Annotated in this window: 18 protein-coding genes, 5 tRNA genes and 1 other RNA gene; 1 reads left to right on the top strand and 23 read right to left on the bottom strand. The window is 36.4% G+C overall.

The genetic code is table 11. From position 1 onward, the window contains the following. Positions 1–21: 21 nt before the first annotated feature. From THEXY_RS04365 to THEXY_RS04355, 3 genes are all read right to left on the bottom strand, one after another. Positions 22–168: an alpha/beta-type small acid-soluble spore protein gene (locus tag THEXY_RS04365; RefSeq protein ID WP_013787629.1), complete on the bottom strand. Its 147-nt coding sequence runs from the start codon at positions 166–168 to the stop codon at positions 22–24. A gap of 11 nt (positions 169–179) precedes the next feature. Further along, entirely contained in the window at positions 180–1,682 is a 1,503-nt protein-coding gene (locus THEXY_RS04360; protein ID WP_013787628.1) for a hypothetical protein, read from the bottom strand. Between the two features lie 110 nt (positions 1,683–1,792). Continuing rightward, positions 1,793–2,014 carry a NifU family protein gene (locus THEXY_RS04355; protein WP_013787627.1) on the bottom strand — a complete coding sequence of 74 codons (222 nt, stop codon included), beginning with the start codon at positions 2,012–2,014 and terminating at the stop codon, positions 1,793–1,795. A 170-nt stretch (positions 2,015–2,184) separates the two neighbouring features. On the opposite strand from THEXY_RS04355, the gene namA reads away from it, so the two are divergent. Continuing rightward, on the top strand, positions 2,185–3,207 hold the full coding sequence (namA, locus tag THEXY_RS04350) for an NADPH dehydrogenase NamA (RefSeq protein ID WP_013787626.1): 1,023 nt from the start codon (positions 2,185–2,187) through the stop codon (positions 3,205–3,207). Here the strand turns inward: namA and THEXY_RS04345 are convergent. The 20 genes from THEXY_RS04345 to rpoD form a co-directional block, all read right to left on the bottom strand. Further along, a complete protein-coding gene (locus THEXY_RS04345) occupies positions 3,204–4,007 on the bottom strand; it encodes a TPM domain-containing protein (RefSeq protein ID WP_013787625.1) in 804 nt (267 codons plus the stop codon). The genes namA and THEXY_RS04345 overlap by 4 nt on opposite strands. Before the next feature lie 12 nt (positions 4,008–4,019). Beyond that, on the bottom strand, positions 4,020–4,589 hold the full coding sequence (locus THEXY_RS04340) for a LemA family protein (protein WP_013787624.1): 570 nt from the start codon (positions 4,587–4,589) through the stop codon (positions 4,020–4,022). Further along, positions 4,586–5,092 (bottom strand): GAF domain-containing protein, encoded by a 507-nt coding sequence (locus THEXY_RS04335; RefSeq protein WP_013787623.1) that lies wholly within the window; start codon positions 5,090–5,092, stop codon positions 4,586–4,588. Before THEXY_RS04335 ends, THEXY_RS04340 begins: the two co-directional genes overlap by 4 nt. A gap of 52 nt (positions 5,093–5,144) precedes the next feature. Continuing rightward, positions 5,145–5,921 (bottom strand): prolipoprotein diacylglyceryl transferase, encoded by a 777-nt coding sequence (locus THEXY_RS04330; protein WP_013787622.1) that lies wholly within the window; start codon positions 5,919–5,921, stop codon positions 5,145–5,147. 251 nt (positions 5,922–6,172) lie between these two features. Beyond that, positions 6,173–7,426: a transposase gene (locus tag THEXY_RS04325; RefSeq protein ID WP_013787621.1), complete on the bottom strand. Its 1,254-nt coding sequence runs from the start codon at positions 7,424–7,426 to the stop codon at positions 6,173–6,175. Positions 7,427–7,662: 236 nt separating this feature from the next. After that, on the bottom strand, positions 7,663–8,733 hold the full coding sequence (locus THEXY_RS04320) for a glycosyl hydrolase family 18 protein (protein WP_013787620.1): 1,071 nt from the start codon (positions 8,731–8,733) through the stop codon (positions 7,663–7,665). Between the two features lie 78 nt (positions 8,734–8,811). Next, a complete protein-coding gene (locus THEXY_RS04315) occupies positions 8,812–9,729 on the bottom strand; it encodes a ComEC/Rec2 family competence protein (RefSeq protein WP_013787619.1) in 918 nt (305 codons plus the stop codon). An 11-nt stretch (positions 9,730–9,740) separates the two neighbouring features. Next, complete coding sequence (locus tag THEXY_RS04310) at positions 9,741–9,950, bottom strand: DUF3006 domain-containing protein (RefSeq protein WP_013787618.1); 210 nt, start codon at positions 9,948–9,950, stop codon at positions 9,741–9,743. A gap of 142 nt (positions 9,951–10,092) precedes the next feature. Continuing rightward, positions 10,093–10,164: transfer RNA gene (locus tag THEXY_RS04305), tRNA-Ala, on the bottom strand. A 134-nt stretch (positions 10,165–10,298) separates the two neighbouring features. Beyond that, positions 10,299–10,375 (bottom strand) — tRNA-Val (locus tag THEXY_RS04300). A 38-nt stretch (positions 10,376–10,413) separates the two neighbouring features. Continuing rightward, positions 10,414–10,490, bottom strand: a tRNA-Val gene (locus THEXY_RS04295). Between the two features lie 55 nt (positions 10,491–10,545). Then, positions 10,546–11,502 (bottom strand): mannose-6-phosphate isomerase, class I, encoded by a 957-nt coding sequence (gene manA, locus THEXY_RS04290; RefSeq protein WP_013787617.1) that lies wholly within the window; start codon positions 11,500–11,502, stop codon positions 10,546–10,548. Between the two features lie 18 nt (positions 11,503–11,520). Then, complete coding sequence (gene deoD / locus THEXY_RS04285; protein ID WP_013787616.1) at positions 11,521–12,222, bottom strand: purine-nucleoside phosphorylase; 702 nt, start codon at positions 12,220–12,222, stop codon at positions 11,521–11,523. 69 nt (positions 12,223–12,291) lie between these two features. After that, positions 12,292–13,401: a tRNA 2-thiouridine(34) synthase MnmA gene (gene mnmA / locus THEXY_RS04280; protein ID WP_013787615.1), complete on the bottom strand. Its 1,110-nt coding sequence runs from the start codon at positions 13,399–13,401 to the stop codon at positions 12,292–12,294. A 75-nt stretch (positions 13,402–13,476) separates the two neighbouring features. Further along, positions 13,477–13,856, bottom strand: an RNA gene (rnpB, locus tag THEXY_RS12255) — RNase P RNA component class A. Positions 13,857–13,919: 63 nt separating this feature from the next. Then, the gene (locus tag THEXY_RS04275; protein ID WP_013787614.1) at positions 13,920–15,035 is read right to left on the bottom strand and encodes a Nif3-like dinuclear metal center hexameric protein; all 1,116 of its coding nucleotides are present in this window, start codon (positions 15,033–15,035) and stop codon (positions 13,920–13,922) included. Beyond that, positions 14,998–15,708 carry a tRNA (adenine(22)-N(1))-methyltransferase gene (locus THEXY_RS04270; RefSeq protein ID WP_013787613.1) on the bottom strand — a complete coding sequence of 237 codons (711 nt, stop codon included), beginning with the start codon at positions 15,706–15,708 and terminating at the stop codon, positions 14,998–15,000. The genes THEXY_RS04275 and THEXY_RS04270 overlap by 38 nt, the downstream gene beginning before the upstream one ends. A 54-nt stretch (positions 15,709–15,762) precedes the next feature. Continuing rightward, a tRNA-Ile gene (locus tag THEXY_RS04265) sits at positions 15,763–15,838 on the bottom strand. A 6-nt stretch (positions 15,839–15,844) separates the two neighbouring features. After that, a tRNA-Asn gene (locus tag THEXY_RS04260) sits at positions 15,845–15,919 on the bottom strand. Positions 15,920–15,964: 45 nt separating this feature from the next. Continuing rightward, the gene (gene rpoD / locus THEXY_RS04255; RefSeq protein ID WP_013787612.1) at positions 15,965–17,038 is read right to left on the bottom strand and encodes an RNA polymerase sigma factor RpoD; all 1,074 of its coding nucleotides are present in this window, start codon (positions 17,036–17,038) and stop codon (positions 15,965–15,967) included. Positions 17,039–17,049: the final 11 nt, after the last annotated feature.

Raw genomic sequence — 17,049 nt, 5'->3', positions numbered from 1 at the left:
TATACCACCACAACAAAAATTTTACATGACCGATTTATATTTTTTCTTTTTCACAATGGCTCCAATCTTCCCTGTTTCTTGTGCTGTCAAATTCGACCATCCTACCTTATGTACCTTATCTAATAGCCCCAACTCTTTAGCCGCCTCTATCTTTAATTTTTCATCCATAGTATCATCTCCTAATAGCCTTTTTCAAATTCATTTACAGATACCTTTTGACCAGTTAATGCATCCACTATTGAATTCATTGTAGACAAACGATATATTGGCATAAGCTCATATTTACTTGTGTACAAATAATAAAGAGATGGTTTTTCACCAACTAATATATTTTTTGCAATACTTTCATTCAAAATATCTGCTTTTGATGATTTATCAGCCTCATCCCAATTTAATGAGACATTTATTATTTTGCCGTTTTTATCTGTTTTAATTCTCACATAATTATCCAAAACTATTGCACCATTGTAAACTCGATAAAATACGTATGTATAATCATCATCTTCTATGGCAGGTTTCTTTAAAAGATCCAAATTGCAATCTTTTCCTCTTAAAATTTCCTTTGTAAAACCGATTATTCTGTCCAAATTGCCATACGTATCAAATAACCCATCATCATCAGAAATATCTACGTTCTCGCTTATTATATTTCCTGTCTCTTTGTCGACTGCTATATTTGCATTGGCTATTAGGCTTTTATCAGTATGATTCATATTAAATGTATATGTTTCTCTTTCAGTGAGAAAATACCTTTCAATTGTCTTGCTGTCTAATACTTTAATATCTTTTATGTGAAAGTTATTCAATTCATTCATTGCTATTTTCAATGCCTCATCGTTAGCTACTATGCTATACGATTTTTTAAAATCATTGGCATCACACTTAATCTTTAAAACATCATCATATAGCATATTACCATTAAAATCTACCAAATCACCATTTACTGCGTCTATACCAACGAGATTATAATCTATGCTTAAAGCATAGTACAGCCGATATTTAGGAAAATTATCGTTGTTGTTTTTCAAATACACAAGAATGGGATTAAACTTGCTGTTAAACACATTTAACGCGCCAACATTGTCAATCATCTTTATATTTTTATCAAAAGATAGTTCATCTACGCGCTGCCCCTTTAATTTCAATATATCGCCACTTTCAGAGTCAATGTAAACATAAGCATCTATATTGTAAACCGGTATATCATCAACTAAATTCTTGTAACGAAATTTATAAATTATTGGTCTTTCCAAAGCATTATCAATATACATTGAATCATTGATCTCAGATACATAATCAAATTTTTCTCCAAAAACATTTTCCAAAAGTTTTTTGCCTATGATTATAGCCTCATCTCTGCTTATTTTCGATTCACCACTTTTACCAAATAAATATTTCATTTGATCAACGTAATAATCTACGCTTTTGATGTTTCCATTATTGTCTAATACAGCATCAAAGGTTTTGTAGGTATCGCCTTCGCTTTTCATGTTTATTTGGATAAATCCATCGCTATTTTTTCTGATTTGATCTACCGACATATCACTTATAAATGGCATCTTATCTTTTAACGATTTTAAATAATCTTGATTTTGAATATCGCCGGAAAAACCAAATGAAAAAGCATTTAAGCTAAATGCAATTAGCAACGTCAAAGTTAAAAGAAAAATCCTTTTAATCATACATAGAATACCTCCATTAAGTAAAATATTACCATATATAGTATTCTATGTATTTCTGAAAAATCCTTTTTTTAATACAAAAAAATCCGGTTAATTCCGGATTTTTTATCTTAAAGAGCAACAACTTCCTTTACTTCAGGTATTTCTTCTTTTATTGCTCTCTCTATTCCTTCTTTCAAAGTCATTACTGCAAATGGACAGCCGCCACAAGCACCTGTAAGCCTTACTTGAACTACACCATCGTCAGTAACGTCGACGAGTTCCACATCTCCGCCATCTGCTTGAAGAGAAGGTCTTAAAAGCTTTAAAACTTCTTCTACTCTTTCTCTCACGTTACGCCCTCCTTTTTAAAATCTACAACATATATTATAACACGAATTGCGGAAAATAGAAATAAAACAATCTTAATGAATACGTTTTTGCTTGTAAAATAACTTTTTATTTGATAATTTTTATTTTTGCACCCTAAGTGGTAATATATATTTTGAAAGGAGATGTTTTTATGTTATTTACACCTATAAAAATAAAAGACATTACCATAAAAAACAGGATTATGATGTCTCCAATGTGTCAGTATTCCGCTGATAAAGATGGACTTGCAAACAGTTGGCACTTTGTTCACTACGTCAGCAGAGCCGTCGGCGGTGTAGGGTTAATAATGGTTGAAGCAACGGCAGTAGAAAGTCGAGGGCGAATAACTGATCGCGATCTTGGCATCTGGAACGACCAACAGGTAGAACCACTCAAAAGAATTGTTGATGAGTGCAAAAAACACGGTGTTACAATGGGAATACAATTAGCCCATGCTGGGAGAAAATCAGAAGTGGCAGATGAAACGCCTGTTGCGCCTTCAGCAATAAACTGGAGCGATGATTATAAATTGCCACATGAACTCACAAAAGAAGAAATAAATGCTATCGTAGAAAAGTTTAAAGATGCAGCGGTAAGAGCCTTGAATGCTGGTTTTGATGCCATTGAAATACATGCGGCGCACGGTTATTTGCTACACGAATTTCTGTCGCCCCTGTCAAACAAGAGAAATGACGGATACGGCGGTGATATCACTAACAGAGTGAGAATGCTTAAAGAAGTCATAGAAGCTGTAAAAAAAGTATGGCCAGAAAATAAACCTTTATTTGTAAGAGTTTCCTCCGACGATTACATTGAAGGCGGCATCGACATTGACGAAATGATAAAAATTTTATCATACATAAAGCCTTTGGGCGTAGACGTGATAGATGCAAGCAGCGGTGGACTTCTAAATGCAAAAATCGATCTTTATCCAGGCTATCAAATCAAATACTCTGAAAAAATAAAAAGTCAGCTTGGTTTTAAAACAGCAGCGGTAGGTCTAATAACAAAAGCTGAAATGGCTGAGCAAATCCTCAAAGACGGAAAAGCTGATTTAATAGCCTTAGGCCGTGAGCTTCTAAGAAATCCGTATTGGCCCCTGTATGCAGCCCACGACCTTAAAGAAGATGTAGAATGGCCAAAGCAATATGAAAGAGGAAAGTTTAGAGTTTAGCGGCCAGCTCCACCTCCACCGGTGGAACCACCGCCAAAACTTCCACCTCCTCCGCTGCCAAAGCCTCCTCCGAAGCCACCGCCGCCAGTTCCAAATCCGCCAAAGCCACCAAATCCTCCAGGGCCAAACCCGCCAGGACCGCGCCACCACCATCCGCGTATATTAGAAAAAATAATAAGCAATATTATCATGGCGATTATAGAAATTATTCCTTCCGCTTTGTTACTGCCACTGTCATTTTGCTGAGCATACTGGCTTTGGTCAACATTTTTTAAATCCACATTGTATTCTTTGGCAACCAATGTGACTATTGCCTTATATCCTTCTACAATGCCCCCAGAATAATCTTTATCATTCCATTTAGGCAGTACGTAATCGTCCAAAATCCTTCCTGCTACAGAATCTGGTATAGCACCTTCCAACCCGTATCCGACAGATATAAATACTTTGCCGCTTAATCCTTCCAATAGCCTTTTTTTATCTACTAAAAGAAGTACGCCATTATTTTTGTCTTTCTGTCCAATTCCCCAGCTTCTAAATAAGCTTAATGCGTAATCTGATATTTGATAGTCTCCTATATCGTCAACCGTCACTACGATGATCTGAGCACCAGTTAAGTTTTCTATCTCTTTCCCTATGTTTCTTATTGTATCAATATCGCTTTGGCTCATAAGTTTTGCGTAGTCGTACACATAATCGTACTGGGAAGGCTTAGGAGGAATTGCAGCAGCAAATATTTGGCCAAAAATTAGTATAGGAAAAAATATCAGCAAAAATAATGTTTTGGCATATTTTAACACCACATAACCTCCCTATTTCGAAAAATCGACTTTTGGAACTTCTGATGCTGATGCTTGTGCTTTAAAATACTGTTTCTCCGTAAATCCAAACATCCTTGCTATGATGACGTTAGGAAACTGCCTTATACTGGTGTTATACTGTTGAACAGCATTGTTGTAATCCATTCTGGCAACGGCGATCCTATTTTCTGTGCCTGCCAATTCATCACTTAACTGCCTGAAATTTTGATCGGCTTTTAAGTTAGGATAGTTTTCTGATATGGCCAGAAGCCTTCCTAAAGCTGTCCCAAGCTCATCGTTGGCGTTGGCTTTTTCTTGTACAGTATTTGCCGCAAGAAGCTTCTCTCTGGCTTTATTTACGCTATCAAACACAGACTGTTCATGAGCAGCATAACCTTTTACAGTCTCAACGAGATTAGGAATCAAATCAGCCCTCCTTTGTAGCTGATTTTCTATTTGGCTCCACTTGCTATTTACATTTTCCTGCTGACTTACAAGCCCGTTATAACTTGAAAAAAAGTAAACAACTATTAATAGCACGACTGCTGCTACTGAAATCAACACAACAGAAGATCTTTTCATGTTGTCTCTCCTTTCTCAGTTTTCTTTGATATTATATGATCATTTTTTATTTTTTTGCTGACTATTTCTGCCACAGCTTCTAAAAATGCTCTATCATCATCGTCAAAAGCCGCTTTTTCATCGCTGTCTATGTCAATTTCGCCGATTATTTCATCGCCAATTCTTATAGGCACTACTATCTCAGACTTTGTCTCGATGCTACAAGCCAAGTAATTGTCCTCTTTTGTCACATCATCTACGACAATTGTGGCATTTTCAGTCACGGCTCTGCCGCATATACCTTGACCAACGTTTATCTTCACATGTTCTGTGGGCCTTCCTATGTATGGGCCAAGTTTCAACATCCCATCTTCCATGAAATAAAAACCTGTCCAATTGTAGTAAGGTAAATTGCTGTCCAATATTTTCACAACCTCATGGTAAAAATAGTTTAAATCATCTATCTCACTTGATGATTTCTCTATCATCGAAAGCAATCTTTTAAATAATTCTTTTTTCTCCATCACAATCTCCCTCTCTCATTTTTCATTATATAAAAAACCCGCGTAAAGCAGGTCAATAATTTACTTTCTTATTTTCTGGATCATTTAATACACGCCTCATCATCCAGTATGCCAATATAAGTATGAAAGGAGTTGCAATCTGCGTCAAAGTAAAAAAGCCGATTCCAAGGTGCTTATTTAGATAAACTGGCCAAAATAGTGGATTGTCCCTTACAGTTTCTTCAATAAGCCCTCTCATAAGCTGATAGTAAAATATAAAAGACCAAAACTGATACCCATACGGCATGTGCTTTCTCTCGATGTAAAAATAACGTATTAAAAGGATAAGTCCCATTGCTACACCAACTAATTGTGCGGGCCATCTTCCAAAAGCAAAATCAGTCTGCCTTCCCAAAACCTCTTGGTTAAATATATTTCCTATTCTTACAAGCATATTCCCTATAGCCAATCCTATGACAGCATAATCTTCCAATGGATTTATCTTGACGTTTTTCTTATGGCAGTAATAAAGGCCTGCAAGAAATCCTCCCAATACAGCTCCATGCCATGATAGTCCACCTTGATAAATCTTAAGAATCTGTATCGGATCTTTGTAAAACCAATCAATGTCATTCGCCAATACAAACATCAATCTTGCTCCTACTATTCCGGATATAACCACAATCATCAAAAGATTTAACAAGAAATCTTCATCGTAGTTAAGCTCTTTCGACCTAACGTACAAGTAATATGCACCAGCAGCTATAGATAAAGCCATAAAAATTCCGTACCAATGTACAGCAATCGGTCCAATTTTAAATGCATACGGGCTAATAGATGGTATATACATAACTAACCTCCAATATATGTTTATTTGTCATGATTTGATTATATTATTCTTTTAACAGTAAGTCAACGTTTTATTGAATTTACCAGAGATTTCGCATCAAAATTCCAGCAAAAAATTTATCTTTACAAGAATTTTTATATTTTACATCTAGTTGAATATATGGTAATAGTAAATCCATTTAGATGCTAAAAAAGTTATACTTTCCCCTTACCCCATGAATTTTAATAATGAATTTCCAGTTTTGTTTCAAATTATGTCTTCACAAACAGTGGATTACTCCATCCAGTTTCTATGATAAATATCTCATCTTTTATATCTTCAATAATATCTATTTGAAGCATATGCTTTTCCCTAAAATTTCTTATACACCTGAAGAAATATAATTGCATCAAATTAAATGCTATTATTATAAACATTAACACAGTTTCTACACCCTCAGGACTGTGCATAAAACAGTGATTTAAGTGCCATTCTGTTTTTAATTGATGAAAAGCATTGTTTTCAATTTCCCATCTTTTATGTATTATTTTCCATAAAGTTTCTACTGAAGTAACTTTAGAGGTAGTTATTATCCATGATTCTTTTGTTTCTACTTTGCTTGAGCTATGTATCTCCTCTATAAATTTTATAAACCTTACTTCTATGTCGGAATTAGGCATTTGAAAATTGTCTTCGTCCCAGGCCTTTATTTTAATATAATTGTTACTTTTTTTCTTAACAGTCCATTCTTTATCTGCTTCTCGACACTTGAATAAACCAAGTGCATCCTTAACTATATTAAGTCTTTCATCTTTAACCCTTACTACTGCATCCATCCCTATTGATAATACTTCTTTAATCCAAGTAGATTTGCAATATAATGCATCAGCTACTATAATGTCTGCAAAATGATGAAATTCTTTATGCAATTTTCTAATTAGACGCTTGCCTGCTGTGATTTCTCCTTCGTCTTTATCTGAAGCATCTCTTTTTGGTTCAAGCATTTCCTGACCTATGATAAGATGTGGATCAGAACCTACAGATGCACATATTACTGACCTATGAAAGTAATGAGTAATCCCGTCCTTTTGGACTCGTGTAAGACAATTATCACAGCACTTATTAGTGCTTTCAAATAACTCTACACCATCTATTGCAACAACTTTTAGTCCATCTATAGTTCCTTTTCTAAAAACCTTATTTTTTGTACTTGTCTTGATTATACTATTATTAAGTTCATTTAAGCCATCTAAATCAAAATTGCTTAAAACACGCCTAATAGTGTCAATACGAGGAATTTTAGTCTTTTTAGGTAATACTTTTTTAAATTTACCTTTTTTAAGCCAATGTTCCAACCTATTAAAACTCCTTATTTGAAGCATAAATCCAAATAATACTACAAAGGTAACTGTTGAAATTTTTACTGAAGATTTTGCTCTTTTATCTTTTAGGGTATTGATTTTTTCTCCAAGATGGTATATCTTAGAGAAGTAAATAAGCATTTGTTTTAAATAACTTTTGTTCATTTTATCAGCATCCTTTCTATTTAGGTTTTCGCAAAACATATTATAGAAAGGATGCTTTTATTTTGCAAATTTTTTTCTTTCAATTTCCAGTAAAAAACGGAAAATCACATATTTCTAGCTGCTCTTAGTTAAATTATATAAATCAACGTGTTTATCACTCTATAATTTTTTAAATGCGAAATCTCTGTGAATTTACAGATGAATCAAAAACCACCCGCTATGCGAGTGGCTACTACTTACTTTGCTCCAATCTTTTTGGCTATAACCTGCCAAAATGATGGTGTTTCAAAACCTATTCTCCATATGCAAATGCCATGAATGCCGTATTTTTTCGCTATATCTATTTTCTCAGCCATCGTCGTAGAATTTTCAAACCATACCTGCCTTGTGGCGCCATATGTGCTGTCATAATATGTGTAATATGGCTCTTGATACGTATTGCTCCACTGTACTGTCACACCTTTCTGCTGAGCATTCTGAAGTATCGTCTTTGTTGGAGCAGAAAAACCACCTGACTTATTTGCAGGCCAATCGTATCCATACGTCGCAACACCAAGGCAAATCTGACTTGGTTTAAAGCCTTCTTTTAATGCATCCTTCACATTGTTCTCAACCCACTGCTCCGGAGATACTGGTCCCGGTGGCGATGAAGCATTATGCCTGTCGTAAGTCATCAATGTCACATGATCAACTAATGGTGCCAATTTGTGATAATCGTAAATTCCCGATATATCAGGTGAAACCTGATAATGAGGAATCACAGACATATCTAAGATTTTACCCTCTCTTTTCATCATCGTCCTAAAAGTACCCATAAATGCCGTAAGGTAGTCTTTATCCTTAACATAATTTTTTGTGCCATGTGGGATAAACTCAAAGTCTATGTTGTATCCGTCAAATCCATGTTTTTTAAGAAGACTTATAAGCTCATTCATGGTCTCAGTCTTCACTTTAGAATCAAGCAAAACTGAATCCTTGCTATCAGCTACGTTTACAAGCGGTATAACTTTTAAACCATTTTTCTTTGCAAAGTTTAAAGCTTGCGGATTTGTTGAATCTTTAACAGATCCATCGCCTTGAACAGTAAGCCACAGTGGCGAAACTGTGTCCATGTACTTCGCGTATTTTACAAGCGAATTGTATGAGTTGTCGTATCCAGGTGAATCAACATAAAATCCAACAACATTTAAACTTCTCTTTGATGTAACTGGCTTTTTAACTGAGCTTTTGCATCCTGCCAATGATGCAGTTGCAAGCACCATAACAAAAATCAGCATCATCGCAATATATCTTTTATATTTTTTCATGAGATATAACCTCCTCATAATTCTTTCTGGTTATATCTTTTCATGAAATCTACATATTTATGTAACAAAAATCCGTTTTTAGTTTTTTTGTCCCGGTGTGTAATCGCCTGGTTTCACATTAAACGAAATACTTTGCCCATCGCTTACAGCAATTATTGTCCCACATTCGTCTGTCCTATAGACCGGTATGTTTCTGGCTTTAAGTTTTTTCAATGTAGAACTGTGGGGATGTCCGTAGTCATTGCCTTTTCCACAGGAGATTACAGCATATTTAGGACTGACATCATCTAAAAAGCTCGCAGTAGTTGATGTTGAGCTTCCATGATGACCAACTTTAAGTACATCCGACTTCAAATCATACCCCTTTTCAATCATTTCCCTCTCCGATTCAGCACCAGCATCGCCAGTAAACAAAAACGATGTGTTTTTATAAGTAAGTTTTATCACTGCACTGTATTCGTTAAGATCGGCGTATTTAGAGCTATTTGGCGCTATAATTTCAGCACTAACAGAAGGACCAAGGTCCAAAGTCACTCCTGCTTTTGCCACATCTATCTTCAATCCCTTATTTTTTGCAGCATTTAATACATATTCAAATGTCTTTGTATTTGTAGTCACCTTTGGCATGTAAAATCTTCCTATTTCAAAGCTTTCTATTACTCTATCCATTCCACCAATGTGATCTTCGTGTGGGTGTGTTCCAACTAATATATCGATTTTTGTTACACCTAAACTTTTTATGTAGTCGACGACCTTTTTCCCCATTTCTGGTACACCAGCATCGATTAGCATCGCCTTATTGTCAGGTGTCTTAATAAAAATGCTATCGCCCTGTCCTACATCGATAAAATACACTTTAAGTAAGCCATTTGTAGATTGTACTGTAGAATTCTGAATTTCGCCTTGTTTCTGATTGAAATTTGTGGTATCAGAACATCCAACCAAAGAAAAAAGCAAAGCAAATATCAAAACGAAAATTGCTATTTTTTTAAACATGATGCACCTCTCTACTCTCTAAAAAGTTCATCTGCCAGCCTTTTTATTTTCTGGTTTCGCTTAAGCGTTTCTTCACTGTCAATTCGTACATCAAACTTTATTACATCGCCTTCTTTTAAATCTTTTGGTAAAAGAGTACGAGGAAAATTAAATGTAATACGCCCAAACTCAATTACAGCGTAATCACCTTCGAATCTGTCTATTATGCACATTTCATTCATAATCATCCCTCCCAAACTATTATATCATGGGAACCTTTTATTCCATTCACTTAAATGCAAAAAATAAAAAAATATGGCACCAATTGGGCACAAAAAAGGGTTTGGACTTAAGTAAAATGTCCAAACCCTTGATTTTTCTAAGTGGAGATGAAGGGATTTGAACCCTCGACTCCCACAATGCGAATGTGGTACTCTCCCGCTGAGTTACATCCCCATCAAAAATAATTATATCATAAGATGGTGATGATTTCTACTTTTTTGTCAAAAAGTAGAAATGTTGTTCAAGCCGCCTTTTAGAGGCGGTTTTTTGCAAAATAAAAACAGCTTTTTAAGCTGCATATTTCAGATTGGTGGGGTTAACAGGATTCGAACCTGTGGCCTCTACGATGTGAGCGTAGCGCTCTAACCGGCTGGGCTATAACCCCACTTAAAAATCCATATTTAAATTTTAAATTAGTTAAAATGGTGGGGTTAACAGGGCTCGAACCTGTGACCTCTACGATGTCAACGTAGCGCTCTAACCAGCTGGGCTATAACCCCACTCGCCTCACATGTTTAGTATATTATATTTTTACCTCTATGTCAACATCACTTTCTACACGTAAGACCTTATAAGTTTGCAATTGCCAGTAATGGTGTATTTGCCAATTGACGCAGGTATCAAAAGCGATTCACCGCTTTTCAAATCAGCTTCCCCATCTTCGTAAATTATCTTTCCTTCGCCTTCTACCATCACCAACGTATTAAAAATGCCGTTAGTCTCTATATTGACCGTTGACTCAACATAGATTACATCCGTTTTAAAGTATTTTGACTGAACGACATTGGCAATGCTTCCCCCATCTACCTTTTTATATTTAGGAACTATTTTATCGCTTTTTAAATTAAAATCAATCACGTCTAAAGCTTTATCAATGTGAAGCTCTCTTTTGTTTCCATTGTCATCTACTCTATTGTAATCATAGACTCTGTAAGTTAAATCCGAATTCTGCTGTATTTCGCAGATTAGTATGCCTTCTCCGATGGCATGTACCATCCCTGAAGGTATGTACACTACATCTCCTGGCTTTACCTCTATCTCATTTAGACATTCTTCAAGACTTTCCTTTTCAAGCAATGACTTAAATTGTTCCTTCGTCGTGCCTTCTTTTAAACCACAGATAAGTTTGGCACCAGGCTTTGCATCGATTATATACCACATTTCTGTTTTGCCTATATCGCCATTTTCATGATGATAAGCGTAATCATCATCTGGATGCACTTGAACAGACAATTTATCATTGGCATCTATTATCTTTATAAGCAATGGAAATCTACCGTACGATTTGCCTTCTCCATAAAGCTCGTCTCCATGCTTATTTGCAAGTTCGCTTAATTTAACTCCATCGTAAATACCGCCATCTACTTCACTTACAGCAGTTGTATTGTCAGAAATGCACCAAAGCTCACCTATCTTTTTGCCGTAAGGTACATTAAAGCCGTACTTTGTCTTCAAGGCATCTCCGCCCCATATCCTTTCCATAAATATGGGTTTAAACTTTAGTGGTTGCATTCTCATCACTCCCACATATTATTCAGCGATATTTAGAGCAATTTCTATCATATCGTTAAATGTCTTCTGCCTTTCTTCTGCGGATGTAGCATGACCTGTAACTAAACTATCGCTTACTGTCAATATGGTAAGAGCATCTACTCCATACTTAGCAGCTAAAGTGTAAAGACCTGCTGTTTCCATCTCAACTGCTAAAACGCCAAACTTAGCCCATAATTTCCAGCTATCTTTATCATCGTTGTAAAATGTATCTGATGAAAGTATATTGCCTACTTTTACGTTGATACCTTTCTCCAAAGCCGCATCATAAGCTTTTTTCAGGAGCTTGAAACTGGCTGTAGGAGCATAGTCCATGCCATTAAACCTGATCTTATTTATGGCGGAATCTGTCGATGACGCCATTGCTAATATTACATCCCTTATGTTTATATCTTCTTGCATTGATCCGCATGTGCCTATCCTTATGAGATTTTTTACGTTGTAGCTTTGGATAAGCTCGTTTACATATATGGATATAGATGGTATACCCATACCTGTTCCCTGAACAGATACTCTTTTACCTTTATAATAACCAGTAAATCCGTACATTCCGCGAACTTCATTGTAACAAATTACATCAGTTAAAAAATTGTCTGCAATGTACTTAGCCCTCAGTGGATCTCCAGGCAATAATACTGTACTTGCAATTTCTCCATCTTTTGCACCTATGTGAATACTCAATTCATCCATCTCCTTTTAATATTTTACAATTATATAATATCAAAAATGATGTAAACCTTCAATCGCTTTTTATATCAAGGCTTTTTCATCTTTATATATGGTCTCTATCACGCCACCTCCAAGGCAGTATTCACCATCGTAAAAGACGACAAATTGTCCCGGAGTAACAGCTCTTTGAGGCTTATCAAACACAACTAAATAACCATTGTCTTTCTTAAAAACCATTACGTCTTGGTCAGGCTGTCTATACCTGAATTTTGCTTTGCACCTAAGTTCATCGAAGTTCATGTCACCGTCTATCCAATTTACATTCTTCGTAAACAAGCCGTATGAATACAATGCAGGATTTTTATCACCTTGTGCAACATAAAGTATATTGTTTTCAACATCTTTGTCAACTACAAACCAAGGCTCTCCTGTACCTACACCACCTATGCCGATGCCCCTTCTCTGTCCTAATGTGTAAAACATAAGCCCATCATGACGTCCCAATACGCGCCCCGACAGATCCCTTATTTCTCCCGGCTTCGCAGGCAGAAATTGATTTAAAAATTCTTTAAACTTTCTCTCTCCGATAAAGCAAATACCTGTGCTGTCTTTTTTATCAGCCGTCTTCAGACCTGCCTTTCGTGCTATCTCCCGCACTTCCGATTTATCAAGGTGTCCTATTGGAAACATCGTCTTTGACAACTGCTTCTGCCCAAGCTCACATAAAAAATACGTCTGATCTTTGTTTTTGTCTACACCTTTTAGCATCTTGTAGTGCCCATCTATATGCTCTATCCTTGCATAGTGGCCTGTTGCAATATAATCTGCTCCAATTTTCATCGAAAACTCCAAAAAAGCCTTAAACTTTATCTCTTTGTTGCACATTACGTCTGGATTGGGTGTTCTACCGCTTTTGTATTCATTCAAGAAATACTGAAAAACTCTGTCCCAATATTCTTTTGTAAAGTTTATCGAATAGTAAGGAATGCCTATTTTATCGCAAACTCTCACAACATCCTCGTAATCCTCTGCTGCAGTACAGTACCCAGAATCATCTTCTTCATCCCAATTTTTCATAAATATGCCTATCACATCGTATCCTTGTTCTTTAAGAAGCAGTGCAGACACAGAGGAATCTACTCCTCCAGACATTCCAACTACAACTTTTACATTTTGATTCTCATAAGCCATTTAAAATTACAACCTCTCTCATAAAAAATTATTTAAAAAAACTCAATGCCACATGACATTGAGTTTTTGCCTTTTAATACGAGCAAGTCTATAAGCCGAGTTCTGTTTTAGATGGTCATCTATCTACAATATCAGTTACCTGATACCTCCAGCGGTTTTACCCGAGGGTCAAGCGGGCCACTTGTATTTCCCTCCTATTCTACCTTGCTCCAGGTGGGGTTTACAGAGCATTCCAGTCGCCTGGATGCTGGTGAGCTCTTACCTCGCCTTTCCACCCTTACCCACCAACTAATTCGTTACGAATAAAAAATTTATTATTAACGAATTAAATGATGGGCGGTATATCTCTGTTGCACTTTCCTTGGAGTCACCTCCACCGGGTATTACCCGGCACCTTGCCCTGTGGAGCTCGGACTTTCCTCGTACATAATGTACGCGACCATCTGGCTTACTCGTAAGTATTACTCTCCAGATATAGAATGATACCACTATCAAATAAGTTTGTCAACTGGCAATTATTACATAAACATAAACGGATCAGCTTGTGCTTCGCTGGTAATGACATTTAAGTCTACATCCATTTTTTGCGCTTCATCCCTTATGTATTCAGCGATGAAATTTACAGAAATCTTCTCTGTGCCAAAATGACCCGCATCTATTATAGCCAGTCCAATATGCCTTGCATCTACTGCATCATGGTAGCCAACATCACCTGTTATCAAAACATCGGCACCTTTAAAAGCTGAAATTGATACAAAGCTACCACCACTGCCACCGCATACAGCCACTTTTTTAACTGTCTTGTTTAAATCGCCTACGACACGTATGTTTTTTAAGCCAAGTTTTGCTTTTACATCATTTGCGAGGTTGCCTAATGTAGTGTCTTTTATTAAGCCTACTCTCCCGATTCCATATTCATCATACAATGTCTCAACAGGGTATATGTCATAAGCTACCTCTTCATATGGATGAACTTTTAACATAGCACTTATAACCCTATTTACCAATTTATCTGGTGCTATAGTCTCTATTCTAACCTCCTGAGTATTTTCCACTTTTCCTATCTCACCTATAAAAGGATTCGTTCCCTCTAACGGTTTAAAACTTCCTATGCCCATCGTTTGAAAAGTACAATCGCTGTAATTTCCTATGTAGCCTGCACCTGCATTGCACATAGCTGTCTTTACTATCTCCTCATATCCAATCGGAACATATACTACAATTTTCTTATAGCCTTCTTTATACGTAACTTGCAAAATCTCCTCGTCGTATATTCCCAGTATGTTGCAGAGAATATCGTTCATTCCGCCCTTTGCAGCATCAAAGTTGGTATGCGCTGAATACACAGGTATGTCTTCTCTTATAAGCATCGTCAAAACTTCGCCTAACGGATTATCAGTACGTAAATTCTTAAATGGTTTAAATATTATAGGGTGATGCGTTACAATCATGTCGACTTTCTTTGATATGGCTTCTAATACAACTTCTCTTGTGGCATCCAAAGCCACCATGACAGACGACACATCTTTTCTGGGATTCCCCACAAGAAGCCCAACATTGTCCCATTCTTCAGCACATTTGTGTGGTGCAAGTTTGTCAATCATTCCTGCTATTGTCTGGCATTTCAGACTCATACAATAACACCTCATATTTTTTTATTTTATTTAAAATATCCTCTTTCAGTAAATCACTTTCATTGCTTTTCGAGACTTCATCAAAAATCTTTTTTAGCTTTCCTATCTTATATGATATATAATCTTTAAGCAATGGGTGACTTTTTTGAAAGAGTTTTTCACCGATTTCATAAAAAATTTCGTCGTGGATTCTCCCCTTGCCATGTTCTACAGCAATTATCTCAAAGAACTTCCCTTTTTCAAAGACTAAATCTTCATCAACAATCAAATACCCATTCTCATAAATATACCTGCGAAGATGGTCAGATGCCGTCATAGGCTGCAAGATAAATCTCTCTACAGTTGAAGCAATACTTTTGCCTTTTTCTAAAATATCTGAAGTCAAAATGCCACCCATACCGGCTATTACAACCGTATCAACTTCATTTGGCATTAAAATGCTTAATCCATCGCCAAGCCGTACAATTATATTTTCTGACAGATTGTACTTTTTAATAACATCAATTGCTTTATTGAGAGAAGTAGATTTTACATCTGATGCAATTATGTAGTCTGAAATGCCATTTAAATAAAGGTAGACTGGTATATATCCATGATCTGTACCTATATCAGCAACTTTAGAATGAAGTTTTATCATTTTGACGATAGAATTTAATCTCTGTGACAGCTTCATACTATAAAATAAAAAGCATTTGTAAAATCAAATGCCTATCCTTTCATCATTATATGGTGGGCCTTCAGGGACTCGAACCCCGGACCAATCGGTTATGAGCCGACCGCTCTACCAACTGAGCTAAAGGCCCTAAATATGGCTCCTCAGGTAGGGCTCGAACCTACAGCCTACCGGTTAACAGCCGGTTGCTCCACCATTGAGCTACTGAGGAATACATTTATTATTATACTACATTTTTAACCGGTGTCAAGCAGTGTTAATCCAAAAAATCTTTTAATTTCTTGCTGCGGCTTGGATGTCTTAATTTCCTCAATGCCTTTGCCTCTATCTGTCTTATTCTCTCTCTTGTGACATTGAATTCTTTGCCCACTTCTTCCAATGTCCTTGCTCTTCCGTCATCCAATCCAAATCTTAGCCTCAATACCTTTTCTTCCCTCGGCGTCAAAGTATCCAATACGTCTATAAGCTGCTCTTTAAGCATTGTAAATGCTGCCGCTTCAGCAGGGGCTGGAGCATCTTCGTCTGGTATAAAATCGCCAAGATGGCTGTCTTCTTCTTCGCCTATAGGAGTCTCTAACGATACTGGTTCCTGAGCAATCTTCATTATCTCTCTGACCTTGTCAACTGACATATCCATCTCTTTAGCGATCTCCTCTGGTAGAGGATCACGTCCCAATTCCTGCAAAAGTTGCCTTGAAACCCTTATAAGCTTATTAATAGTCTCTACCATATGGACAGGAATGCGTATCGTCCTGGCTTGATCAGCTATAGCCCTCGTGATTGCCTGTCTTATCCACCACGTAGCGTATGTGCTAAACTTAAATCCCTTTCTGTAGTTAAACTTTTCTACAGCTTTTAGTAGACCTAAATTTCCTTCTTGGATCAAATCGAGAAATAACATACCTCTGCCTACGTATCGTTTAGCAATGCTTACAACAAGCCTCAAATTCGCTTCCGTAAGCCTTTTTTTAGCTTCCTCATCGCCTTTTTCTATCCTCTTTGCCAACTCTATCTCTTCATCAGGAGATAAAAGAGGTATCTTTCCTATTTCCTTTAAGTACATCCTTACTGGATCATCAATATTTATTCCTTCAGGAATAGTAAGATCCAAATCCAGATCTTCCTCTGGAATTAATTCATCTTGTTGTGGTTCTTCTCCCACGATTTCTATACCCAACTTTTCGAATGTATCATATACTTTTTCTATCTGATCTGCATCCATATCAATATCTTCAAGAGAATTCATTATTTCATTATACGTCAGCATGCCATTCTTTTTGCCTTTATCAATAAGCTCTTTTATAGAATTTTTTACTTTTTCTTTATTCACGGGTGTCCCCT

The sequence above is a fragment of the Thermoanaerobacterium xylanolyticum LX-11 genome, assembly GCF_000189775.2.
GTDB lineage: Bacteria > Bacillota > Thermoanaerobacteria > Thermoanaerobacterales > Thermoanaerobacteraceae > Thermoanaerobacterium > Thermoanaerobacterium thermosulfurigenes.
The sequence above is the reverse complement of the archived record's forward strand: the minus strand, read 5'-3'. Positions and strand labels throughout refer to the sequence as shown.

Coding starts and splice junctions, on each gene's coding strand:
- THEXY_RS04360 (WP_013787628.1), bottom strand. CDS start 1,682: ATGATTAAAAGGATTTTTCTTTTAACTTTGACGTTGCTAATTGCATTT.
- THEXY_RS04275 (WP_013787614.1), bottom strand. CDS start 15,035: ATGAGTCTGAAATGCCAGACAATAGCAGGAATGATTGACAAACTTGCA.
- THEXY_RS04315 (WP_013787619.1), bottom strand. CDS start 9,729: ATGTTTAAAAAAATAGCAATTTTCGTTTTGATATTTGCTTTGCTTTTT.
- THEXY_RS04340 (WP_013787624.1), bottom strand. CDS start 4,589: ATGAAAAGATCTTCTGTTGTGTTGATTTCAGTAGCAGCAGTCGTGCTA.
- THEXY_RS04320 (WP_013787620.1), bottom strand. CDS start 8,733: ATGAAAAAATATAAAAGATATATTGCGATGATGCTGATTTTTGTTATG.
- THEXY_RS04335 (WP_013787623.1), bottom strand. CDS start 5,092: ATGGAGAAAAAAGAATTATTTAAAAGATTGCTTTCGATGATAGAGAAA.
- THEXY_RS04325 (WP_013787621.1), bottom strand. CDS start 7,426: ATGAACAAAAGTTATTTAAAACAAATGCTTATTTACTTCTCTAAGATA.
- manA (WP_013787617.1), bottom strand. CDS start 11,502: ATGCAACCACTAAAGTTTAAACCCATATTTATGGAAAGGATATGGGGC.
- THEXY_RS04310 (WP_013787618.1), bottom strand. CDS start 9,950: ATGAATGAAATGTGCATAATAGACAGATTCGAAGGTGATTACGCTGTA.
- THEXY_RS04270 (WP_013787613.1), bottom strand. CDS start 15,708: ATGAAGCTGTCACAGAGATTAAATTCTATCGTCAAAATGATAAAACTT.
- namA (WP_013787626.1), top strand. CDS start 2,185: ATGTTATTTACACCTATAAAAATAAAAGACATTACCATAAAAAACAGG.
- mnmA (WP_013787615.1), bottom strand. CDS start 13,401: ATGGCTTATGAGAATCAAAATGTAAAAGTTGTAGTTGGAATGTCTGGA.
- THEXY_RS04330 (WP_013787622.1), bottom strand. CDS start 5,921: ATGTATATACCATCTATTAGCCCGTATGCATTTAAAATTGGACCGATT.
- THEXY_RS04365 (WP_013787629.1), bottom strand. CDS start 168: ATGGATGAAAAATTAAAGATAGAGGCGGCTAAAGAGTTGGGGCTATTA.